Here is a 21,162-nt window from a genome sequence, read left to right on the forward strand (position 1 = left end):
CACCATCACTCCGAAATAGCCATTTTACAACTTTACCATGCATCTCAACTTCAGAAGCTTTGTATTTTGATCCTGGGGATAAACTCACAGAATTTGATGCATCCTTTCGACTCACGATAATATGAATGTGACTCTGATTACCATCTTTTTTCATGCCTTGAACAATCCGTTTTCCATTTTGTTGGTGTGGTGCTTCAGCTTCAAGTTTTGCTATTTGGGATTTCATTTTATCGATATTTCCATCTAATTGATGATTCTCTGTTTTCCTTATATCCGTTTTTAACTGAAGTATTTTTGTTGCAAAAGGTTGGTTTTCTTTCACCTGTTTATCTGTACCTTTAAATGTTCGTTGATGTTCAATTTTTGCATAATATTTTATGTCATCTACGCTGATCGGTTTACCATTAATTTCACGATTGAAGGACGTTGCATAATCATTCATTATCGCTCTGGTATATTTCTTTAAATCTTCAGAATTGCTTTGTAATTTTCGTAATTCAGATTGGCTTGGACTAACTGTAATGGAATAAAACTTTGGTTCTTTCTTTTTCAATTTTGCAGTATTAGCATCAATTTCTTTTACCACTTCCTTAGCTTCAATTTCGCCGCCATATTGATTAAAAAAGTGTTCAATATCTTCTTGCTCCAAACCTTGATTTTCCTTCTCCAGATAATCAGCAAAATCTGCTGAACTTTGTGAATAATCTCCTCCTAATTTTTGAGCTGTAATTGTGATATACATAATTTATAATTGATTATTTGAATCTTGTTTTTCTACAAATCGGACTTTCTTTTCCTTGACTTCCTTTTCTAAAATGAGTTTTTTTTCTTTAGGTTCAAACTCCATAAACAAAGATTGTAACATCGCGGTTGTTGGTTTATCGTGGTGCTTTTCGATATCCTTAATGATGGCGATTACTGCATTAATTCGCTTCTTAATTTCACGCTCTAATGTTTGCATATTTGGACCTAAAGTTTCATTTGGAGAAATTCCATTATCTTCAAAAAAGTCTAGCATTAGAAGTAATGTCGTAGATTGTGATTTAGACATTTTTTTACAAAATTCCCTAAATCGTTGTGCTACTGAAGTTTTAATTCCAAGTTTCTCAAAGCTTTCTTTTTCAAATCCTTTATCCATTTTTTCTGAAAAAATTTGTTGTTTCTATTGGGGTGCGAGGTTTTTTTCTGAAAAAACATTGCATAAAACTCATAAACGAAAATGATAAATCACTGTTAGATATTGATTTTGCTAGTGTTTTGTAAAAACTGAAAATTGTAACATCGGCTTGCCGTGTTACCCTCTTGCTATACAATCCCTTCATTTTATTTCGGGTTTGCAGTACTTTATATCTAAAGCTAAAAAGCCTTTCGATTTAATTACCAAAAATCATCTTTTTAAGAAACATCCATCTTACTTTTTATAATATTCTTATGAAATAGCATCAAACATTGATGTTTTTTTAATCTGACTAAAGCATATTACGTCAAAACCTAAGCCAATAATAGATGATGTTAATTGGTTTAAATTAGTTGCCATAATGACATTTATCCACATACTTATTATATCTTCAGCGTTTTCCTTTTCATTTGGTATGGAATTCTATGTATCCTGACAAATACATCATTTATTTGTAACAAAATGATACAGAACGTGATTCAATTCAATTTTATTCACTTACTTCCCATAGCGCCACCGCCGTTACCTTTTCGGTAACTGACACTAAAATTTTGATTGAGTAAGGACTTATAAAAGTGAGTGAGCGAACGGTTATGCAGTTCGTCTCGGGCAGAATTTTAAACTTTGTGTAGAAATAGGTTGTGGTAATCTTTTTGCTAGGCGAACGCTGTCGCTTTTTCTGCGACTGTGTTCAAGATGTTGAAGTGAACCGCTTTTCTCGGAATGAAGTTTTTCGCGAAATGTAGAGGAATGTGCTAAATGACTTTTAAAAAAAATATTAAAAAGCCTAATCATCTAAGTGATAATTAGTGGTTATACTTATTTACTTAACTGACTTTTTGAGCTTTTAAACCGAATTATAGCTGCTTAAATCTCTCAGCTAAAAGCCCACTTTTTGTTACAAGTCCAAATGAAATTATACATTTAACTGTATTCCCTTATCAGGGACAGTATATTATAATAGCACTTTGCGTTTTGCACTAGTTTTTACGAGAATAAAAAAATTAGAGAACATATGATAAAACTAAACTCACTTCAAAACCTATTCGCAATACTCATAATTACAAGAATTAACAAAAACAGTTTAAGCAACCACTATTTTGAGCCGTTACCCATACGTAAAAATCAATTGAAATATTTTATTTTACACTTATAGAATTCAAAATTAATTTAGATTTAGAATTACCGTTCGAGAATGTACTGGTTAATTTAATGTCATAGATTCCCTTTTTGATTAATTTAAAACTCGGGTGCTTCTCACTAGAAGTAAAAGATTCAGGTCCAGATACAATCCATTCATAGCTAACTGGGTCACTTTTATAGACTGAATAATCTACCAAATTTAATGTGTCTTTTGTTTTGAGAAACTTCGTATTATAAGTAATTTTCAAATCGTCATTTGAGTTATTAACTAATTTGGTCATCCAGATTCCTCGCCCGAAAGTAGCTGCAACTAATTTATTATTTTTGTAGTCAATTTTAAGTTTTATCACATCACAAACTGGAAGTGTTTTATGGTACGGTTTCCAAGAATTATCATTTCCGTTCCTGTGATAAACACCTCTATAGGTACCTAGATATAAGCTGCCGTTGCTCCCTCTTTGATACACAATTGTATTAGCACGACCTGCTCCTTTTGGAATTCCTTGGCTAAAATCTGACCAAGATTTCCCACCATCTTTAGAAATTAAAACGGGACTTTCTAGTAACCCTCTGGTTGTAACATATATCGTGTCATCATTTTTTGGATCAACTATTAAATCTAGAATTCTAGACTTATGCACTCTACTTTTAAGTTGTTCTTCAGTAAGAGTAGTATTAAAATTATAAATAATTTTCCAATTAACTCCGTTATCAACACTTTCATAAATCCGACTTCCATTTTTATAGTATAAACGTTCTGGATTGTTCCAACAAGCAATTACTTTTGATTTGGCTGCATATTGTCTGGAATTATAGCCCCGACCATCATCACTATGTAAAGAGTCATTCAAGACTTCTGTCCAAGTTTGCCCAAAGTCTGTACTTCTATGAAGCGTACTACCGTTATTATCTGTAGTGCCATTATGCTTAGTAAGTCCCTGAAATAGTATCTGATGGTTTAATCTATGTGTAGAAATTTCTCCATTGGGTTCTTTTTTAGATAAGGTTCTAATGTTTTTTCCTTCAAGTGATGAGTCTACCCAAGAATATTGATTATATTGATAGCCAGCACCATGAATAAGGTGTTTGTCATTCACAATACCAAATCCACAATAGTTATCATCTGCACCTCCCATAGCTAACCATCCATTAAAATCGTTAGTATTTTGAAACATACTTCCAACATGCATTGATGATGCAGCAATTAAATTGGGATTGTGAAAGTTAATGTCAAACCCTAATATTTCTAAGGCATTTATTCCTTCAGTACGGTCACTAAAAGTTTCTGCTTTATTATTAGAATAACTTAATCCACCATCATGCCCAACCCAAATCGTATTGTTATAGGCAATTATATCGTGTATATCTGGATGCAAGTGTTTGTCTTTGTTTTCATTTGTCGGGTACCATTTACAATGGTTTTCCCAAGTTAAACCTCCATCTTTTGATGTCCACAAAGCTATGCCAGAAATATAAATTTCTAGAGGGTTACTTTGAGAGACGGAAAAGCCAAAGCAGTAATTTAATTGACCACCAGCTGCATCTCCATTTTCAGAATAACCTAAAACATTGGGCTTGTTAATAGAATATGGACCACCATCTGTCTGTGAGCCAATAATATCCCATGTTTTCCCTTCGTCTTTAGAAAGGTACAAAGCACCAAACCCATAGCTTTCCATATTATTTGTAACCAAATAAATATTAGAAGGCATGGCAGCACTTACGGCCATTCTAGTTCTACCTGCGTTTCTTTTCGTTATATCTGGTAAGCTACTACTAGTGAATGATTTGCCTCCATTTTTTGTAACCCAAATCTTTACTTCACCTTCTACAATTTCAGAAACATATAAAACTTTTGAGTTAAAAGGGTGCATTCTCATTGCATTAGCTTTAACGTCTAAAACTTTGCTCCAAGTAATACCAGCGTCTTTACTATATAATACACCTTTTTCGGTTGCAGCATATACTTTTTTGCTGTTCTTATGATTAAAGATGATGTCTATGACTTTAGAATTTGTTTCATGCACTCTAGTCCAGGTATTTCCTGTGTCATCTGTTCTGTAAATTGATAGTTTGTCTCCTAACAATATGAGGTTAGGTTTTTTTGGAGCATCTGTAACACACCAAACAGAAGTAACTGGTATTTTAGTATTAGTAAGATCTTTCCAGTTTTGACCGCCATCATTACTCATCCATAGCCCCGCATAATTTGTTGCTGCAAACACTACCTCATCATTGTTTTTTGAAATATGTATTCTATTTAGCGTAGCCAAACCCTTGTTTTTACTTCTTTTTTCAAGATTAGAAAGTGAGTTTTGTTCAAATGGTTTCCATTCTGGTGATAGTGTTAGGTTTTGTTTTTCTTTTTGAATCTCATCAAGATGTTTTAATTGCTCACTTTCAGGTATAATGAAACCGTTTGCATCTAATTGTTCTGAAATACCAGCCAAATATCTTTGTCTTGATTTTTCAACCCCTCGAATAGAAGATGAGCTAGAAAGTTCATTTTTTTTAGAACTTAATGACTTCGGATTTTTATCTGACGTGTTATTGTAATATAAAAATACAGTTAACATAATAGACAAAACAAGAATTATTTTGACTGAAATTTTATTTAATATTGAATGATTTTTCATTGTTAAATTATTTAAAGTAAGACAAATTAAAACACCTTTTTTTGTAAAAACAGAAGTATCAAAGAAAAAAACACACTCATTTTCAATGACTTGCAACCACTATTTTGAGCGGTTACCATATGAATCCTTTTACTCTCCTAAAAACGGATAACGATAATTTGTAGGGGTTACAAATGTTTCTTTAATCATTCTAGGTGATACCCAACGTAATAAGTTTTGAGCACTTCCTGCTTTATCATTCGTTCCAGAAGCTCTAGCGCCTCCAAAAGGTTGTTGTCCTACAACAGCACCTGTTGGCTTATCATTAATGTAAAAGTTTCCCGCACAGTTTTGTAAAGCTTCGGTAGCTTGAGTCACAGCGTATCTGTCTTTAGATATAATGGCACCCGTTAAGGCATATTCACTAGTCTCATCAACAAGTTTTAATGTTTCTGCGTAAGCGTCATCTTCATAAACATAAATGGTCATTACAGGACCAAATAACTCTGTACACATGGTTGTGTATTTTGGATCTGTTGTTACAATAACTGTCGGTTCAATAAAATAGCCTTTACTTTTGTTATAACCACCACCCACAATAATCTCAGCATTTGAATCTACTTTAGCTTGATCTATATATTTAGCTAGTTTATCAAAAGACCCCTCATGAATCACAGCCGTTATGAAATTATTCATATCTTCAGGAGACCCCATTTTAAAAGAATTAACATCTTTGATAACCTGTTTTTTAACTTCATCCCAAATGCTTTTTGGAACATAAGCTCTAGAGGCTGCACTACATTTTTGTCCTTGAAATTCAAAAGAACCACGAACAATAGCTGTTGCTACTTGTATAGGATTTGCAGACTTATGAGCCACTATAAAATCTTTCCCTCCAGTTTCTCCAACAATTTTAGGATAGGTTTTATAATTGTGAATATTGTTCCCAATTTGTTTCCAAAGTTCTTTAAAGATAAAAGTAGAGCCTGTAAAGTGTAATCCAGAAAAATCTGGACTCGCTAAAACGGTATTTGTAATCATCACTGGATCTCCAAAAACAACGTTGATGACTCCTGGAGGCACACCAGCTTCTTCAAATACATCCATGATCACTTTAGCAGAATACACCTGACTATCACTAGGTTTCCATACTACTACATTACCCATTAATGCCATGCATGCTGGTAAGTTTCCTGCAATAGCAGTAAAGTTAAATGGTGTTACAGCATATGTAAATCCTTCAAGCGGACGGTATTCAACTCTATTCCAAGCATCGCTTGTGCTTTCTGGTTGTTCCATGTAAATGTCAGTCATAAACTGTACGTTAAAACGCAAGAAGTCTATAAACTCACAAGCGGCATCAATTTCAGCTTGATGAATGTTTTTTGACTGCGCGATCATAGTCGCTGCGTTTATTTTAGCTCGGTAAGGCCCTGCAATAAGTTCAGCAGCTTTTAAAAAGATACCAGCGCGTTGTTCCCATGGTATTTGACTCCATGTTTTTCTAGCTTCTAAAGCCGTAGAAATAGCGTTATCTATGTGAGATTGCTCCGCTAAATGATACGTTCCAACCACATGTTGGTGATCATGAGGAGGAGACATGGTTCTGGTATTTCCAGTTTTTACATCTTTTCCATTTATATATAAAGGAACATCAATTTTACTATTAAACATGTCTTTATAAGTCTTTAGCACGGCATCACGTTCTGGTGATCCAGGAGCATAAGATTTTACGGGTTCGTTTATAGCAATTGGTACATTAAAAAAGCCTTTCATATCAATATTGTTTTTTTGTTATTAAATTTTCAGTAAATATTATTTATAATTATACACGTTAAAATCAGCAAAGGGGTATTAGTCTTGTCAAATAGTGTTAATAATTAATTCAGTTTATTTGCTTGCGAAGTTCAACTGGTAAACCTTTACGAATTCATTCGCATTCTTTTAAAACACTTTTGCTTCTTACGCATAGTTTTACAATCCATTCTGCATCCTTATATTTTAGAATTCAAAAGTGTTTTATTTATTTTTCACATGTTCTATATATCTATCAATTCTCTTCTCTAATATGGATAAGGTAACTGTACCTTGTTCTAAAATTATTTCATGAAACTCACGAATATCAAATTCAGAACCCAATTCTTTTTCTGCTTTTTTTCTAAGCTCTCTAATTTTTAATTCTCCTATTTTATAAGAAAGTGCTTGACCTGGCCATGAAATATATCGGTCCGTTTCTGTGTTCACTTCAAGTAAAGATAAAGCCGTATTTGAGGCCATATAATCTACCACTTGTGCTCTTGTCCATCCTTTTGAATGAATCCCAGTATCGACCACCAAACGGCAAGCTCGCCACATTTCGTAAGTTAACTTCCCAAATTGTTCGTAAGGTGTGGTATACATCCCCATTTCGTCTGCTAAAAATTCAGAATACAATCCCCAACCCTCTCCATAAGCTGATAGATACAAGTTTTTTCTAAACTTCGGAATACTATCTCCTAACTCTTTATTTAAACTGCCTTGTAAGTGATGTCCAGGGACAGCTTCGTGAACTGTTAATGCTGGTAGCGTGTATAATGTTCTACTGGGTAAGTCATAAGTATTTACCCAATAATAACCTGGTTCTGTACTGTTTTTAGAAGTACCAACATAACGTCCAGTTGTGTATTTTGGTGCAATGGCATCTGGTACCGGTGCAACGCCGTAGGGTTTTCTTGGTAATGTTTTAAAGTATCTTGGAAGTTGAGCATCTACTCGTTTTGCTATATCTCTCGCTGCTATTAATAATTCATTTGGTGTTTTTGCATAAAATTGGGCATCAGTTCTTAGAAATTTAAAAAAATTAGCAAAACTTCCTTCAAAATTTAAATCACTTATGATTTTTTGCATTTCAACTTTTATACGAGCAACTTCGTCTAATCCTATTTGATGAATATCATCAGCAGTATATTTTGTGCTTGTGGTGTAATAATTAATTCTATTTTGATAAAACAAGTCCCCATTAGGTAAGTTTGAGGCACCAATTGAGGTTCTTGTTTTTGGAAGATACTCGGTTTCAAAAAAAACTTTTATTCTATTAAATTGAGGGGTTACAACATCTTCAATAAGCGTTTTTGCTACTGTTAAAACGGAATCTTTTTGTGTTTCTGTTAAGTTTTTTGGTAAACTTTTAAATGGTGAATAGTAGAAACTATCCGTATAGTCCTTTACAATATGGTCGTTATATGTTGACTCATAACCATTAAAAATAACTCTAGATTGAGACACCCCTTTTTCTAATCCTTCTTGAAGGTTAACAAAATGCTGATCTACAAAATCAGGAATAGCATTTAATTCATTCAAATATTTTTTTACCTGTTCATAATTAGCCAATGGTTTTACCTTATATACTAAGGCCGTATGAAAGCCAGCATCAGAGAGTAACGGGTTTAAATACCTTCCAAACTCATAAAAATCAATTTTATCTTGAAGTACAAACTTTAAAAGTTCGAGTGAAATCTGCTCTGTATCATTTAAACCTATTATATCAATTTTAGATAATTCATTCAACTTAGTTTTTGCAAATTCAGATTCACTTTGGTAATATTCTTTCGTGAATAATCCTAAAGGAAACTCCTTTTTATCGTATCCTTTATGGTTTTGGTAGTCCTCAATAATATTCTGTAAATCTATTGATGGTGTATTTGTTTCATTATTTCCGCAACCGTACAATAGACATAAAGATATGCATGTAAAAAAAATTAAGCGATTCCTTTTGGTAAAAAGATTTAATATTCCAATCATCCTGTTGTGTGTATTTTTATATTTTTTAGTGCTTTCATAACATTCGCTCACAATTCATATATCTATGAACTATAAATAAAAAACCTATTATGCTAATAATACCATCGTACAAAAGCTTCCATTGCTGCATAATGTGATAAACCTAGTTCATCATATAAATCTGCTGTTTCTCTATTTCGATCTTCTGCTCTTTGCCAAAACTCTCTACTATCTGCACCTTGAAAAACGACGCCGTCTTTCTGTGATTGATGTTTAAAAATACCTTTACGTTTTTCCAAAACCTGATCTGGTCCCATTGGCACTGCCATATCTATTTCATCAATACTCCATTCTTGCCATGCACCTCGGTATAACCAAACCCAGCAATCATTCATGAATTTTTGAGATTTCAACTGTTTTACAGCAGCAAAAACAGCATCTAAACACACTTTATGTGTTCCGTGTGGATCTGCTAAATCTCCAGCTGCATAGATTTGATGTGGTTTTATTTTTTCAATTAAATCTGACGTTATTTTTACATCTGCCACACCAATTGGGTTCTTTTTTATAGCGCCTGTTTCGTAAAAAGGAAGTTCCATAAAATGAATTTGTTCATCTGGAATACCTATAAAATGACATGTAGCTCTTGCTTCTCCTTTTCTAATTAATCCTTTAATATATCTTACTTCTTCTGTATCAACTTCACTTGATTTTTTGTTTTTAAGAAAAGCTACTGCTTTTTTGTAAATAGCTTTAGCTTCAGTGTTTTCAAGTCCAAATTGTTCATTGTAATCACAAACAAAACTTGCAAAACGAAGTGCTTCATCATCTGCAACTGCTATGTTACCAGAGGTTTGATAGCCTATATGAACTTCATGGCCCTGCTCATGTAATCTTTTAAAAGTACCTCCCATACTAATGATATCATCGTCTGGATGAGGACTAAAAATAATAACACGTTTTTTTGCTGGTTCTGCACGTTCTGGACGTTTGCTATCATCTGCATTTGGTTTACCTCCTGGCCAACCTGTAATGGTGTTTTGAAGCTTATTGAATATTTTAATGTTTATGTCATACGCTGGTCCAGAATCTGCAAGCAGATCACTCATGCCGTTTTCTATATAATCATCATCTGTTAACATCAAAACTGGTTTCTTTAAATGAAGCGCTAAGCTTAATACCGCTTTTTTGATAAGTTTATCTGTCCAAGTGATTTTTTCAACTAACCATGGCGTATTAATCCTTGTTAGTTTTGATGCTGCCGCCACATCTAAAATAAAAGTAGCATTGTTATGTTCCTGCAAATAAGATGCTGGAATTCGGCTTGTCACTTCGCCTTCTGCTGATGCTTTAATAATGTTTGATTTACCTTCTCCCCAAGCCATAAGAATGACTCTTTTAGCTTCCATGATTTTCTTAACTCCTAAGGTAATAGCTGTTCTAGGTGTGTTATCTAAACCACCAAAGTCACCACTTGCGGCAACTCTGGTTATATGGTCTAGCGCTATTAATCTAGTTTTTGAATTTTGAAGTGATCCAGATTCATTAAAGCCAATATGGCCATTACCACCAATTCCCAATATTTGTAAATCAATACCACCTACTGCTTCTATCTTAGCTTCATAAGCATCACAGTAATTGGAAATGTTTTCTTTGGATAATTGTCCATCTGGAACATGATAATTCTCCGGTAATATGTCTACATGATTAAACAACTGCTCTTTCATAAAGCGAACATAACTGTTTACAGAATCTGGTTCCATGGGATAATATTCGTCCAAATTGAAGGCTACAACGTTTTTAAAGCTTAAACCTTCTTCTGTATGTAGTCTTACCAATTCTGCATACAAGCTTTTTGGTGAAGAACCAGTTGCCAATCCTAATATACAAGGTTGCTTTTGAGCTTGTTTAACATTAATCAAGTCGGCTATTTCTCGTGCAATTGCTCTTGATGCTACAGTTGAATTTTCGTAAACTACTGTGCCTATGTTTTCAAATCTTTTTTCAAAACCTGTTGCTTTGTCTATGGTGCTTTTTAACATGTTTTTATTTTTAAAATCTATTTTAATCCTATAGAATTATTCCTTTATTTTTTTCCTAGTTTATGACCCCAAATCGCAAAAAACAGGATAATGGAATAACATGGAATTAAAATCCAATAACTACTGGTTGAAGCGGTTGAAATTGCATTTACTTGTTCTATACCCGTAGCTACCAAGTCGTGTTTTGTGGCGTCTACCATTCTACCATATAATGGAGGTATAATAGCCCCTCCTGCAATTGCCATAATTAATAATGCCGAAGCCGTTTTTGTGAATTTCCCTAATCCAGCTAGAGTTAATGGCCATACTGCTGGCCAAACCAATGCGTTGGCGATACCTAGAGCTGCTACAAATAATACTGAGGTAAAACCTGTTGTATTTAAAATACAAATACTAAAAAATATACCTAAGGTTGCACTTATTTTTAAAGCCATATCTTGTTTAAGATATTTTGGAATTAAAAAAACACCCAAAGCATATGTAGCCACCATTGCCATTAACGTGAATGTGGTAAAAAATTTAGCGTCTTCCGCTGAAAAACCAAGTGATATTCCATAAGCTATAATAGTATCTCCTGCTATAACCTCTGCTCCAACATAAACAAATAAAGTGAGTACACCCAACCATAAATGAGGGAATTGAAAGATACTTGTTTTTGTTGTTTCTCCCGCTTTTGGTTCCTCCTCAACATCGGCTTCTACATTCGGAAGTGGTGCTTTTCTAATGAGTATTCCTAAAACAAACAACACTATTGCCATGATTATATAAGGTGTAAAAACACTATCGGCCATAGTGTCTAAAAGCACTCCTTTTTCTGCTGCACTAACGGTTAATAGCTTTTCTTTAACGTTATCTATACCTGAAAGTAACAATGCTCCGAATATTAACGATCCCAAGGCACCTGCTGTTTTGTTAGCAATACCCATAATAGCTATACGTTTTGCGCCACTTTCAATAGGTCCTAGTATAGTTATATAAGGATTTGCCGCGGTTTGCAATATGGTCATTCCTAAACCTTGAATAAATATGGCCAATAAAAACACCCAATACGTTCTTGCCTCTGCGGCGGGAATAAACACCAAAGCTCCAATTGCCATGATAATTAGGCCTAAAGACATGCCTTTGCGGTAACCTATTTTATTTAAAATATAAGATGCTGGTAACGCCATAACCACAAAAGATATGTAGGAAGCTGATGCTACAAGATAAGATTGAGCTTCTGTTAGCTCATTGATGGTCTTCATAAAAGGAATCAATGCCCCATTAATCCAAGTTACAAATCCGAATATAAAAAATAAGCCTGCTATAATCGCTATGGCTATGGTATTACTACTTTTAGATGCTTGTGTCATAAGAATAGTTTAAATTATTGATGGACCTTCAGATTGAAAACCTTGATTTTTTTTTAAAATCACACTGCCATTTGAGCCATCATACTATCAATAAGTTTAAATTGATTTTTTGCTCTGTCTAAATTATGATCAGGGTATTTTGTTTTGTAATAAATATCATTATTCATATAATCGTTTAAAAACCTTATACCCATAATGAATATCATAGTTTTGGCGCCTAAAGGCAAATATTTTAATTCTAAAGGTGTTAAAGAGGCTTCTATTTTTTCTAAGAATCCTTTTTTGTAGGCATTATAATATTCAACATTAAATTCAACAAGATCTAAATTAGATTCATCTTCAGCTGTTGAATTACAAATGGTTCTTATAGCATCTCCAAAATCATAATGCACAATTCCGGGCATAATAGTATCTGTATCAATCACACAAAGGCCTTTATTATCTTTTGTAAATAAGGCATTTGATATTTTCGTATCGTTATGGGTAACTCTTAACTTGATAGCACCTGTTTCTTTAAGGTTCTGAAGAATGTGCATTTCTTCCTTTGATTCTACAACTCGATCTATTAAAGATTTCGCTTTAAAAAGACGTGCTTTTGAAACTGATTGTAATGCAGATTGAAATTGTGAATACCTAAAAGACATATCATGAAATTTAGGAATAACTTCTGATAAAACTGAGGCATCAAAATCGTTAGTAAGGTTTAAAAAGTCTCCAAATAATTTCCCTCCTTCATAAGCAACTTCTTTATCAGTAACAATGTCATGAGTTACACTATCCTTTATATAAATCATAACATTCCAATAATTACCATTCTCATCTTTATAATAGTAATTTCCGTTTTTGGCTTGAACAAAAGTTAATACGAATCGATTAAGTTGTGTCTCTGATAAATGAGCTAATTTTTTTTGAATATGCTTACTTACGCTTACTTTATTTGAAATTAAACCCGGTACATCTTTAAAAACGAAATGATTGATACGTTGAAGAATATAAAATGGTTCTTCATTCGTTTTCACTAAAAACGTATCGTTTATATGACCAGACACCAACTCTCTATGAGACGAATACTCGGATAAATGGTTGAATTGGTTAAAATTATGTATTAATTGTTCTTGTGTCATCTTACCAAAGGTTTTTTGGATATATATTTTGTGCCTTCAATTGCTCTATCGCATTTTGAACGTTTACTTTGTCTTCTTTATAAGTAACACCAAACCATTTTGCTTCAGATTTTAAAACTTCCACACGTGCTTTTCCAGACTTTAATATGTGATTGACTATAGATGGTAAGTAAAATTCTGCTTTTAAATTTTTAGTATTCGCTTTTAAAAATTCTTCAAATAATTGGTCTATAAACTCAAAACACTTTGGTGTAAATCCCCAAAAATTCATTGAAACGATTGTGTTTTCATCAATAGGAATAAATTTACCACTATCGTCTTTTCTCACTAAAGCACCATTTATTCCTTCAATATGTGTGCGTTCAGTAACATCTAATAAATAGCCATTTTCATTTACATGACATTCACCTCTTGACACATAACCATGGTCTGAAACGGTGTTTTTCAACAAATAAGCCATGGTGCTAAAATCATAGGAATGCTTATCTTTTTTTGTCAAGGATTTTGCCATGACTTCAAAAGCTTCTCTACCATAAAAATCATCGCCATTTATTATAGCAAAATTCTCTTCAATCACATCTTTAGTCATTAAAAGCGCATGACCCGTCCCCCAAGGTTTTGTTCTTTCAGGATTGATGTATTTTTGAGGAACATGTTCTAGCTCTTGGAATACATAGGCTACTTCTGCTTTTCCTTTTAGTTTTTTATCATAAATTTCTCGAAACTCATTCTCAAAACTTTTTCTTATGATAAAAACAAATTTCCCAAAACCAGCACGAAGCGCATCATAAATTGAAAAATCTATAATAGTATCGCCTTGTGGTGTAAACGCATCCATCTGTTTTAGTCCACCATAGCGACTGCCCATTCCGGCAGCTAATATGACAAGTGTCGGCTTACTCATTTATAATTTCATTAAACTTTTTAAACAAACAAAACATACTTTGGAATTACTATTTAATGTATTTCTTACTTAATCTTATAAAATCATCATTTTTCCCATTTTCGAAAGGAATTAAATAAAACCCATAATGATGCTTTTTGGCTCCATTTAGCATATATTTTTCCTGTGGTTTTGCATACCAACTATCATCTCCACCAACACCACGTTGCTCTAAATCTATGTTTAATTGCACTAAGTTCTGCTCTTTAATATCGGTGGTGTGCTTACTCGAATTAACTTCCGGAATGCCATCAATCTGATAAGCTTTTTCCACATTTCCACCACCATAATCTAAACTCGAACTGGTATCAAAATCTTCATTTGGCATGTGTAAGGCGCTAATGCCTAATCCTTTTTTAGTATCTGTTGTCACTACTAATAAGCCGTTGTTTTCTTGATTAGTTAACGCCACCCAACGCACATCTGTTTTATATCCATTTTCTTGTGGACGAATATATGGCACATATTGATCTGCTACTTTTGACGTGTATAGGTCCATAAACGCAGCTGCTTTTCGATCTTGATAATTTTCCCAAGGGCCACGACCAAAATAAGTCATAGTATCAAATTCTTTTGGCATTTGCATACGCATACCAATTCTTGGAATATCACTTGTATTTGTTGTCTCGTTCAATGTGTTTTCAATGTCAACAACACCATTGCCACTAATTGTATAAGTAGATAAAAAGGTAGTTTCTACACCTGGTAATTCATAGACTATCTGTAATTTAATTGCACCATTTTCTAATTTAGTATGTTCGGCTTTTGTTACTTTAGAGAACAAGGATGCTTTTTTCCAATCGATATTCTTTTTTTGCATACTGTTTCCAAAATCGTTGTCGGTAACAGCGCGCCAAAAATTGGGTTTTGGTCCTTTTCCAACTTTTAAATACTCGGTTTCGTTGTATTTATAAGATGTTAATCGTCCTTCATTTTTATCAAAAACTAAATGCAATTTATCGTTTGAAACTGTGATAGTTTGATTAGAATTCGAAACTTTCAATGTGTTATCTGTTTCTACTATTGATGTTTCTTTTGTGTACTTTGAATCTAATGTTATTTGCTCGTGAGCGACTTCAAATCCTTTAGGTAAAATACCCCATTGGTTTTTTGTTGTTGCCGAAATTTCAACGAAATATTCTGTGTTTTTCTGAAAGTCAATATCGTCCAAAGGAATTCTAATCAATTTTCCTGTATGTGTTTCTACATTTAAATCTTCAATAGCTATCTCTTTAAGAATTGTGCCATCTGCTTTTATAAACGCTGTGAAATTGAATGCATTTAAGTTTGTGAAATCATATAAATTCTCAACTAAAACTTTGAGTTCATTATATTTTTTACTAATTTCTCTTTCTTTGAAATTAATGAATTCATGAGCTTTTTTAACTTCATATAAAGCAGGTTGTGGCGAACGATCCGGAAAAACAATACCATTATTTAAAAATGAATTATCGGTTGGCATATTTTCGCCATAGTCGCCTCCATAAGCATAGTAACGTTCTCCTGCTTCATTGGTTTTCCAAATGGATTGGTCTACCCAATCCCAAATAAAACCGCCTTGCAAATTATCATACTTTTCAATGATATTCCAATAATCTTGAAAATTACCCGTACTGTTTCCCATGGCGTGGGCATATTCACTTGGGATAAACGGTCTGTTAGTTTTAGATTGCCCTACATATTCAAAATCTGCTGGAGATGGATATTGTGGCACAATAATATCTGTATTAGATTCCATATCTAATAAATTTCCCTCTCGATCTTTGTATGTACGCTCGTATTGTACAGGGCGTTTGGTTTTATCTGTTGCTTTTATAGCATCATAGCCTTTAAAGAAATTGACACCGTTGCCAGCTTCATTTCCCATAGACCAAATAATGACAGATGGATGGTTTTTATCGCGTTTTACCATACGTACCATGCGATCTACATGCGCCTTTTCCCATTTTTCGTTCTTGGCTAAAGAATATTTTCCGTAATACATACCATGAGATTCTATGTTGGCTTCATCTACCACGTAAATACCATGCTCATCGCATAATTCATAAAATTTTCGACCTCTAGGGTAATGGCTTAATCTAACTGCATTGATGTTATTTTCTTTCCATAAGGTAATATCCTTCAAAATCATGGCTTCGGACATCACGTGACCTGTTTCCGGGTCTGTTTCTTGAGTATTTACGCCTTTTAATGTTATGCGTTGGCCATTTAATAGAAGTAAGCCCTGTTTTATTTCAACCGTTCGAAATCCTATTTTAATTGAAGTCGCTTCTTGTATTTTTCCTTTTTTATCGCCTAGTTCTAAAACAAGTGTGTATAAATTTGGGTGTTCTGCACTCCATGGTTTTACTTGATTAACTATGCCATTAAAAGAAATTGTTAGAGCACTATCTTTTTGAATTGAAAATGCTTCGTTTCTAGATAATACTTCAACTCGGTTTTCATCTAAAAGCTTATATTTTAGTGTTCCTTTTACATCTTTTTGAACATTATTCTCTAAAACAGCTGAAAGCTCAAAAACGCCATTTTCATAAGCGCCATCTAGAGTGGAAACGACTTCAAAATCTTGAATACGAAGTTTAGGTTGTGCATAAATGAATACGCTGCGTTCTATTCCACTAATTCTCCAAAAATCTTGACATTCTAAATATGAACCGTCTGTCCATCTAAATATTTGAATAGCGATAGTGTTTTCGCCTTTCTTTGCTATTTCTGTAATATTAAATTCGGCTGGTAATTTACTGCCCTGGGAATAACCTACATATTCTCCATTTAACCAAACGAAGCCTCCCGATTTCATAGCGCCAATATGAAGAAATAGTTCTTTGCCATTCCAAGCATCATCAATTGTAAAATTACGACGGTAAGAACCTACAGGGTTATATTGGTCTGGTACATCTCCTGGGTTTTTAGGGTGCACCTTGTCTACCAACTCCATATCATCTGCAATCATGGCCTTATAATCAGCAAATTCATATTGATGATTGACATAAATAGGTATTCCATAACCTTCTACTTCCCAATTAGCAGGTACTTTAATAGTATCCCAATTAGAAACATCTTCACTCGGATTCATAAAAGTTGTTGGTCTATCCTTTGGATTTTTTACCCATTTAAATTTCCAAAGACCATCTAAAGATTGCTTTAAAGCATTTGTGTTATTAAGTGCATCTTCTTTTTCTAAAAAAGGAGAAAAAGAAGCGTGTGCATCTAATTTATTTTCACTGATAACTTGTTCGTTTTCAATAAAATATTTATAGTTACTAATAGGGTTTTTTTGTTGACTATAGGATACAAAGCCAATGGTAAGAAATACTATAATTATTTTTTTTGAAAACATTATGTAACAATTTTAAAAAAAACACTATTCTTTTGTTTTGAATAGTGTTTCTAATATTTATAACTTACAATAATTTAATGGCTATTTAAGTGAAAAATTAACAACTACTAATTAATCTTAAATGTTGCTAACACTCCTTTATGGTCTGATGGCCAAAATATTTGAGACAATAAAAATTCGTCTTGAGAGGTTTCTTGAACACCTTGCCCTCTAACAATACTTCCTTTAGGACCTACAACAATTACATCATCTAAAGTTAAACGCGTATCTTTATTATAATAAATAAAATCAATTCTATCTCTATCATCTGCAGTTGGAGTCCAAACTAATTTAGATAGTTCAACTCGTGTATTATGAGCCGCCCAAGTATGTCCTGGATGTGTCACAGGGTCTGGATATTTTACTCTGTAAGCATCTAAATAATTTTTATTTTTAAGTGTTAAACTATTATGCCAAGGTACTACTGTTCCATTATGATCAAATAGGTCTTTTGTAGCAATCGTCCAATCTAAATGAGAAGGCTCATTAAAATCTCCTCCTAATAAAACAAGATTTCCATTTTGTCTTTCTTTTTCAGCATCTTCAACAAAAACAGCAATCGCTTCATCTCTTTGTGATGCTTTGTTTTGCTCTAATATTTTTGATACATCTGTGATAGGACTTGGAAGTTTCTTCCATGTAATACCATCATAACCTCTTGGCAAATAGCAAGCATAATGGGTATAATCTAAATGTGCGCCATAGACAGCCACAGAAGTAGTTTCATTTAGTTTTACAATAGATTTAGACAAAGCTGGTGTATCTAAATTTGGACTAGAAGTCATTGGGAATTTAGAAAGTATAATTGCAGACTTACCAGAATTAAATGTATAAAACGTTTCATTTCTACTTTTTAATTCGTCCTTAATTTTATGGCTAAATGTTACATTGTTATAATTACGAATCTCGACAAGAACAACAACATCTGCTTTAGACTGAATAATAACTTCAACAATAGCATTAAACCCACCAGTTACAGACACGCCTTCATGCCAAGTATTAAGTGTTAACACCTTTAATGTTCCGTTAAAAGGAACATCTGGTATAGGCTCTGCTTCTACCTCTACTTCTCCTTCCATAGTCTGATCACTATTAGATTGACATCCATAAGTAACAGAACATATAATAAAAAACAAATTCAATATTAATTTTGTCATAATTACGTCTATATTTAATACGTATCTTTAATCCAATTATATGGTTTGCGTTTTACCCACATACCTCTGGTAAAGTCTGGAAAATCTTGAGGTGCTCCATTGTTTTCTATAGATAATTCTGAAAGCGGTGTAATGGCACTCCAAGCCGCAGCATCGTAAGCGTCTATTGGAGGTGCGATATTCTCTTTAGCCGATTCTACAAAGGCATTCAGCACGAAAAAATCCATACCACCATGACCAGCACCAGTGGCAGTCTCAGCATATTTTTTCCATAAAGGATGGTCATATTTCTTTAGCCATTCGTCAGCTTCATCCCATCGATGAGATTTTGATTTACCTTCAATATATATTCGATTACCATCAACTTCCCATAAGCCATTAGCGCCTTGCACTCTAAATCCTAAAGAATACGGTCTAGGCAAATTACAATCATGTGTTACGATAATAGTTTCTCCATTTGCTGTTTCTATAGTACTTGTGATAACATCCCCTTGCTTAAATTTAAGTTTAGCATTAGGATGATCTTCACCTCCGTTTTCAACAACATAATTATGTAAACCAATACCTTTACTAGCATTTGAGGTTATTGAAGTAAATCTATTACCTCTATTTATGTCAGACATGGCCGCTATAGGACCAATGCCATGCGTTGGGTACACATCTGCATTTCTTAATAAGGAATGCTGTGTTCGCCATTTAGATTCAGAAATTCCTTTTTCTCCAAATTCAACACCTTTACCATAAGCTGTTTTTCCATCATTTAATTTAACAAAACGTAAATCATGTTGATAACCACATCTAAAATGCACGAGTTCCCCAAACATATTTTGTTTTACCATGTTAAGTATAGCCAGAACATCACGACGATAATTTACATTTTCTAACAACATTAAATGGGTTCCTGTAGCTTCATGTGTATTAACTAAATCCCAACATTCTTCTAAAGTGTTTGCAGCAGAAACTTCTAAACCAGTATATTTACCAGCCTTCATAGTATCTACAGCCATTTTTGTATGCCACAACCAAGGCGTAGAAATAATTACAGCATCAACTTCTTTTAACGCCAATAAATTTCTATAATCATAATCAGAGTTACCAAAAACTTTTGGTTTTGAAAACCCTGCCTTATTGATTTTATCCAAAGCTATATTTATCCTATTTGGATCTATATCACAAATCGCTGTAATTTCAATATCTTTTCGTAATAAGGCATTATCCAAATGATTTGTCCCTCTTAAGCCTACTCCAATAAAAGCAAGTTTAAGTTTTTGTGCTGAACCGTTTAAAACAGATCCATAAGATAGGTTTGGAATTATAGATAATCCTACTGCAGCTAAAGCTGTATTTTTTACAAATTGTCGTCTTGAATTCATTATTTCTGTCAACTATATTAACTTAGTTACTAAAATTAAATTTATATTGTTTATGTATCGTAATACATTTCTGTAGAAACTTTAGATTTATACAGAAATCTAAAACTACGCTAAAATCTACCCTCTATTTTCAGTAAAATCGTTTCAAAATAACAAGAACAATTAAACTAAAATATATAGTATTGTTCTATTTTAAGCCAAGGAAAATGTTTCTTCCTCAGCTCAAAACAAAATAAAACTAACTCAAATTAATTATTTCTTATGGTATAGTAATTACATTGCTAGACCCATACCAATATGACCAACTACCAGGAGACCCATAGTATACATAAAAACTGAATTCTATATAGCCTATACAAGCGTCATAAGTACCTTCTCCATTTGGCGCTAAATAATAATCATAACCATCACTATCTGTACCTACTTCCCCCGCATTTAAAACTACTATACCATCAGATGCACCAGGTGATGAAGGCGTTAACGTTATTCCTACGGTTGCGTCACTTAATGCACTATAGCCAATAAAATCTCCATTTATTGTTAACACATCACCACTAAGAGTAGCCGTAATACTTGTTTCTGAACCATAGGTTGCATTATTAATCAATGTTCCTTCAAAAACATCTGTTTGATTTGTACATTCATCATCTATAACAGTTACTACTAATGTATTATTATCATTATCGGGGCCTAATCCAAAAATAATATTTGGGTTAGAACTGCTTAGTGAAATAGATAACTCAGCATCACCATCTCCGTCATCATTGTTTAACGTTAATAACGTTATATAACCTCTATATGATTCATAGCCTTTTTCGAAGGTAATAACACCACCTGATTCGTCTGAAACCCTATCAGCACCATCTCCTTCAATGGTATATGTTATTTGAAGATTGTCTTGAAGATCCCCTTTAGTAAATACCTGTATTGGTATATTTGTTGCTTCAGTATCTCCTTCTACCATGTTTAAGGCACTATCAACAAAATAGACATTCACATCACTGTTATTGTCATCATCTGTATCACAAGAAAAAAGCATTACCATAGAAAGTCCCAATAGCGCGTACTTCCAAAAACTTAAATTTTTCATAATTGTTT

13 protein-coding genes are annotated in these 21,162 nt (G+C 33.3%); all 13 read right to left on the reverse strand.

Annotated elements, in window-relative coordinates:
- On the reverse strand, nt 1-742 hold a 742-nt coding region (mobB, locus tag KO493_RS01110), incomplete at its 3' end, for a MobB family relaxase (protein WP_216066114.1).
- A 3-nt stretch (nt 743-745) separates the two neighbouring features.
- The gene (locus KO493_RS01115) at nt 746-1,138 is read right to left on the reverse strand and encodes a BfmA/BtgA family mobilization protein (RefSeq protein ID WP_216066115.1); all 393 of its coding nucleotides are present in this window, start codon (nt 1,136-1,138) and stop codon (nt 746-748) included.
- 1,178 nt (nt 1,139-2,316) lie between these two features.
- Nucleotides 2,317-4,956 carry a VPS10 domain-containing protein gene (locus tag KO493_RS01120; protein ID WP_216066116.1) on the reverse strand — a complete coding sequence of 880 codons (2,640 nt, stop codon included), beginning with the start codon at nt 4,954-4,956 and terminating at the stop codon, nt 2,317-2,319.
- Nucleotides 4,957-5,085: 129 nt separating this feature from the next.
- Complete coding sequence (pruA, locus tag KO493_RS01125; RefSeq protein WP_216066117.1) at nt 5,086-6,711, reverse strand: L-glutamate gamma-semialdehyde dehydrogenase; 1,626 nt, start codon at nt 6,709-6,711, stop codon at nt 5,086-5,088.
- Nucleotides 6,712-6,954: 243 nt separating this feature from the next.
- On the reverse strand, nt 6,955-8,715 hold the full coding sequence (locus KO493_RS01130; RefSeq protein ID WP_216066118.1) for a DUF885 domain-containing protein: 1,761 nt from the start codon (nt 8,713-8,715) through the stop codon (nt 6,955-6,957).
- 92 nt (nt 8,716-8,807) lie between these two features.
- The gene (nagB, locus tag KO493_RS01135) at nt 8,808-10,736 is read right to left on the reverse strand and encodes a glucosamine-6-phosphate deaminase (protein ID WP_216066119.1); all 1,929 of its coding nucleotides are present in this window, start codon (nt 10,734-10,736) and stop codon (nt 8,808-8,810) included.
- Between the two features lie 44 nt (nt 10,737-10,780).
- Nucleotides 10,781-12,088 carry a sugar MFS transporter gene (locus tag KO493_RS01140; protein WP_216066120.1) on the reverse strand — a complete coding sequence of 436 codons (1,308 nt, stop codon included), beginning with the start codon at nt 12,086-12,088 and terminating at the stop codon, nt 10,781-10,783.
- 59 nt (nt 12,089-12,147) lie between these two features.
- Complete coding sequence (locus tag KO493_RS01145; protein WP_216066121.1) at nt 12,148-13,212, reverse strand: phosphotransferase enzyme family protein; 1,065 nt, start codon at nt 13,210-13,212, stop codon at nt 12,148-12,150.
- A gap of 1 nt (nt 13,213) precedes the next feature.
- On the reverse strand, nt 13,214-14,116 hold the full coding sequence (locus KO493_RS01150; RefSeq protein ID WP_216066122.1) for a nucleotidyltransferase family protein: 903 nt from the start codon (nt 14,114-14,116) through the stop codon (nt 13,214-13,216).
- 49 nt (nt 14,117-14,165) lie between these two features.
- On the reverse strand, nt 14,166-17,495 hold the full coding sequence (locus tag KO493_RS01155) for a glycoside hydrolase family 2 TIM barrel-domain containing protein (RefSeq protein ID WP_216066123.1): 3,330 nt from the start codon (nt 17,493-17,495) through the stop codon (nt 14,166-14,168).
- 107 nt (nt 17,496-17,602) lie between these two features.
- On the reverse strand, nt 17,603-18,691 hold the full coding sequence (locus KO493_RS01160) for an endonuclease/exonuclease/phosphatase family protein (RefSeq protein WP_216066124.1): 1,089 nt from the start codon (nt 18,689-18,691) through the stop codon (nt 17,603-17,605).
- A gap of 14 nt (nt 18,692-18,705) precedes the next feature.
- Complete coding sequence (locus tag KO493_RS01165) at nt 18,706-20,064, reverse strand: Gfo/Idh/MocA family protein (RefSeq protein ID WP_216066125.1); 1,359 nt, start codon at nt 20,062-20,064, stop codon at nt 18,706-18,708.
- A gap of 259 nt (nt 20,065-20,323) precedes the next feature.
- A complete protein-coding gene (locus tag KO493_RS01170) occupies nt 20,324-21,154 on the reverse strand; it encodes a hypothetical protein (protein ID WP_216066126.1) in 831 nt (276 codons plus the stop codon).
- Nucleotides 21,155-21,162 lie beyond the last annotated feature (8 nt).

This window comes from Pseudotamlana agarivorans (assembly GCF_018860245.1).
GTDB classification, from domain to species: Bacteria; Bacteroidota; Bacteroidia; order Flavobacteriales; family Flavobacteriaceae; genus Pseudotamlana; species Pseudotamlana agarivorans_A.

What these genes read in the sequence shown, in the direction of transcription:
- KO493_RS01115 (WP_216066115.1), bottom strand. Translation starts at nt 1,138, where the DNA reads ATGGATAAAGGATTTGAAAAAGAAAGCTTTGAGAAACTTGGAATTAAA.
- KO493_RS01120 (WP_216066116.1), bottom strand. Translation starts at nt 4,956, where the DNA reads ATGAAAAATCATTCAATATTAAATAAAATTTCAGTCAAAATAATTCTT.
- pruA (WP_216066117.1), bottom strand. Translation starts at nt 6,711, where the DNA reads ATGAAAGGCTTTTTTAATGTACCAATTGCTATAAACGAACCCGTAAAA.
- KO493_RS01130 (WP_216066118.1), bottom strand. Translation starts at nt 8,715, where the DNA reads ATGATTGGAATATTAAATCTTTTTACCAAAAGGAATCGCTTAATTTTT.
- nagB (WP_216066119.1), bottom strand. Translation starts at nt 10,736, where the DNA reads ATGTTAAAAAGCACCATAGACAAAGCAACAGGTTTTGAAAAAAGATTT.
- KO493_RS01140 (WP_216066120.1), bottom strand. Translation starts at nt 12,088, where the DNA reads ATGACACAAGCATCTAAAAGTAGTAATACCATAGCCATAGCGATTATA.
- KO493_RS01145 (WP_216066121.1), bottom strand. Translation starts at nt 13,212, where the DNA reads ATGACACAAGAACAATTAATACATAATTTTAACCAATTCAACCATTTA.
- KO493_RS01150 (WP_216066122.1), bottom strand. Translation starts at nt 14,116, where the DNA reads ATGAGTAAGCCGACACTTGTCATATTAGCTGCCGGAATGGGCAGTCGC.
- KO493_RS01155 (WP_216066123.1), bottom strand. Translation starts at nt 17,495, where the DNA reads ATGTTTTCAAAAAAAATAATTATAGTATTTCTTACCATTGGCTTTGTA.
- KO493_RS01160 (WP_216066124.1), bottom strand. Translation starts at nt 18,691, where the DNA reads ATGACAAAATTAATATTGAATTTGTTTTTTATTATATGTTCTGTTACT.
- KO493_RS01165 (WP_216066125.1), bottom strand. Translation starts at nt 20,064, where the DNA reads ATGAATTCAAGACGACAATTTGTAAAAAATACAGCTTTAGCTGCAGTA.
- KO493_RS01170 (WP_216066126.1), bottom strand. Translation starts at nt 21,154, where the DNA reads ATGAAAAATTTAAGTTTTTGGAAGTACGCGCTATTGGGACTTTCTATG.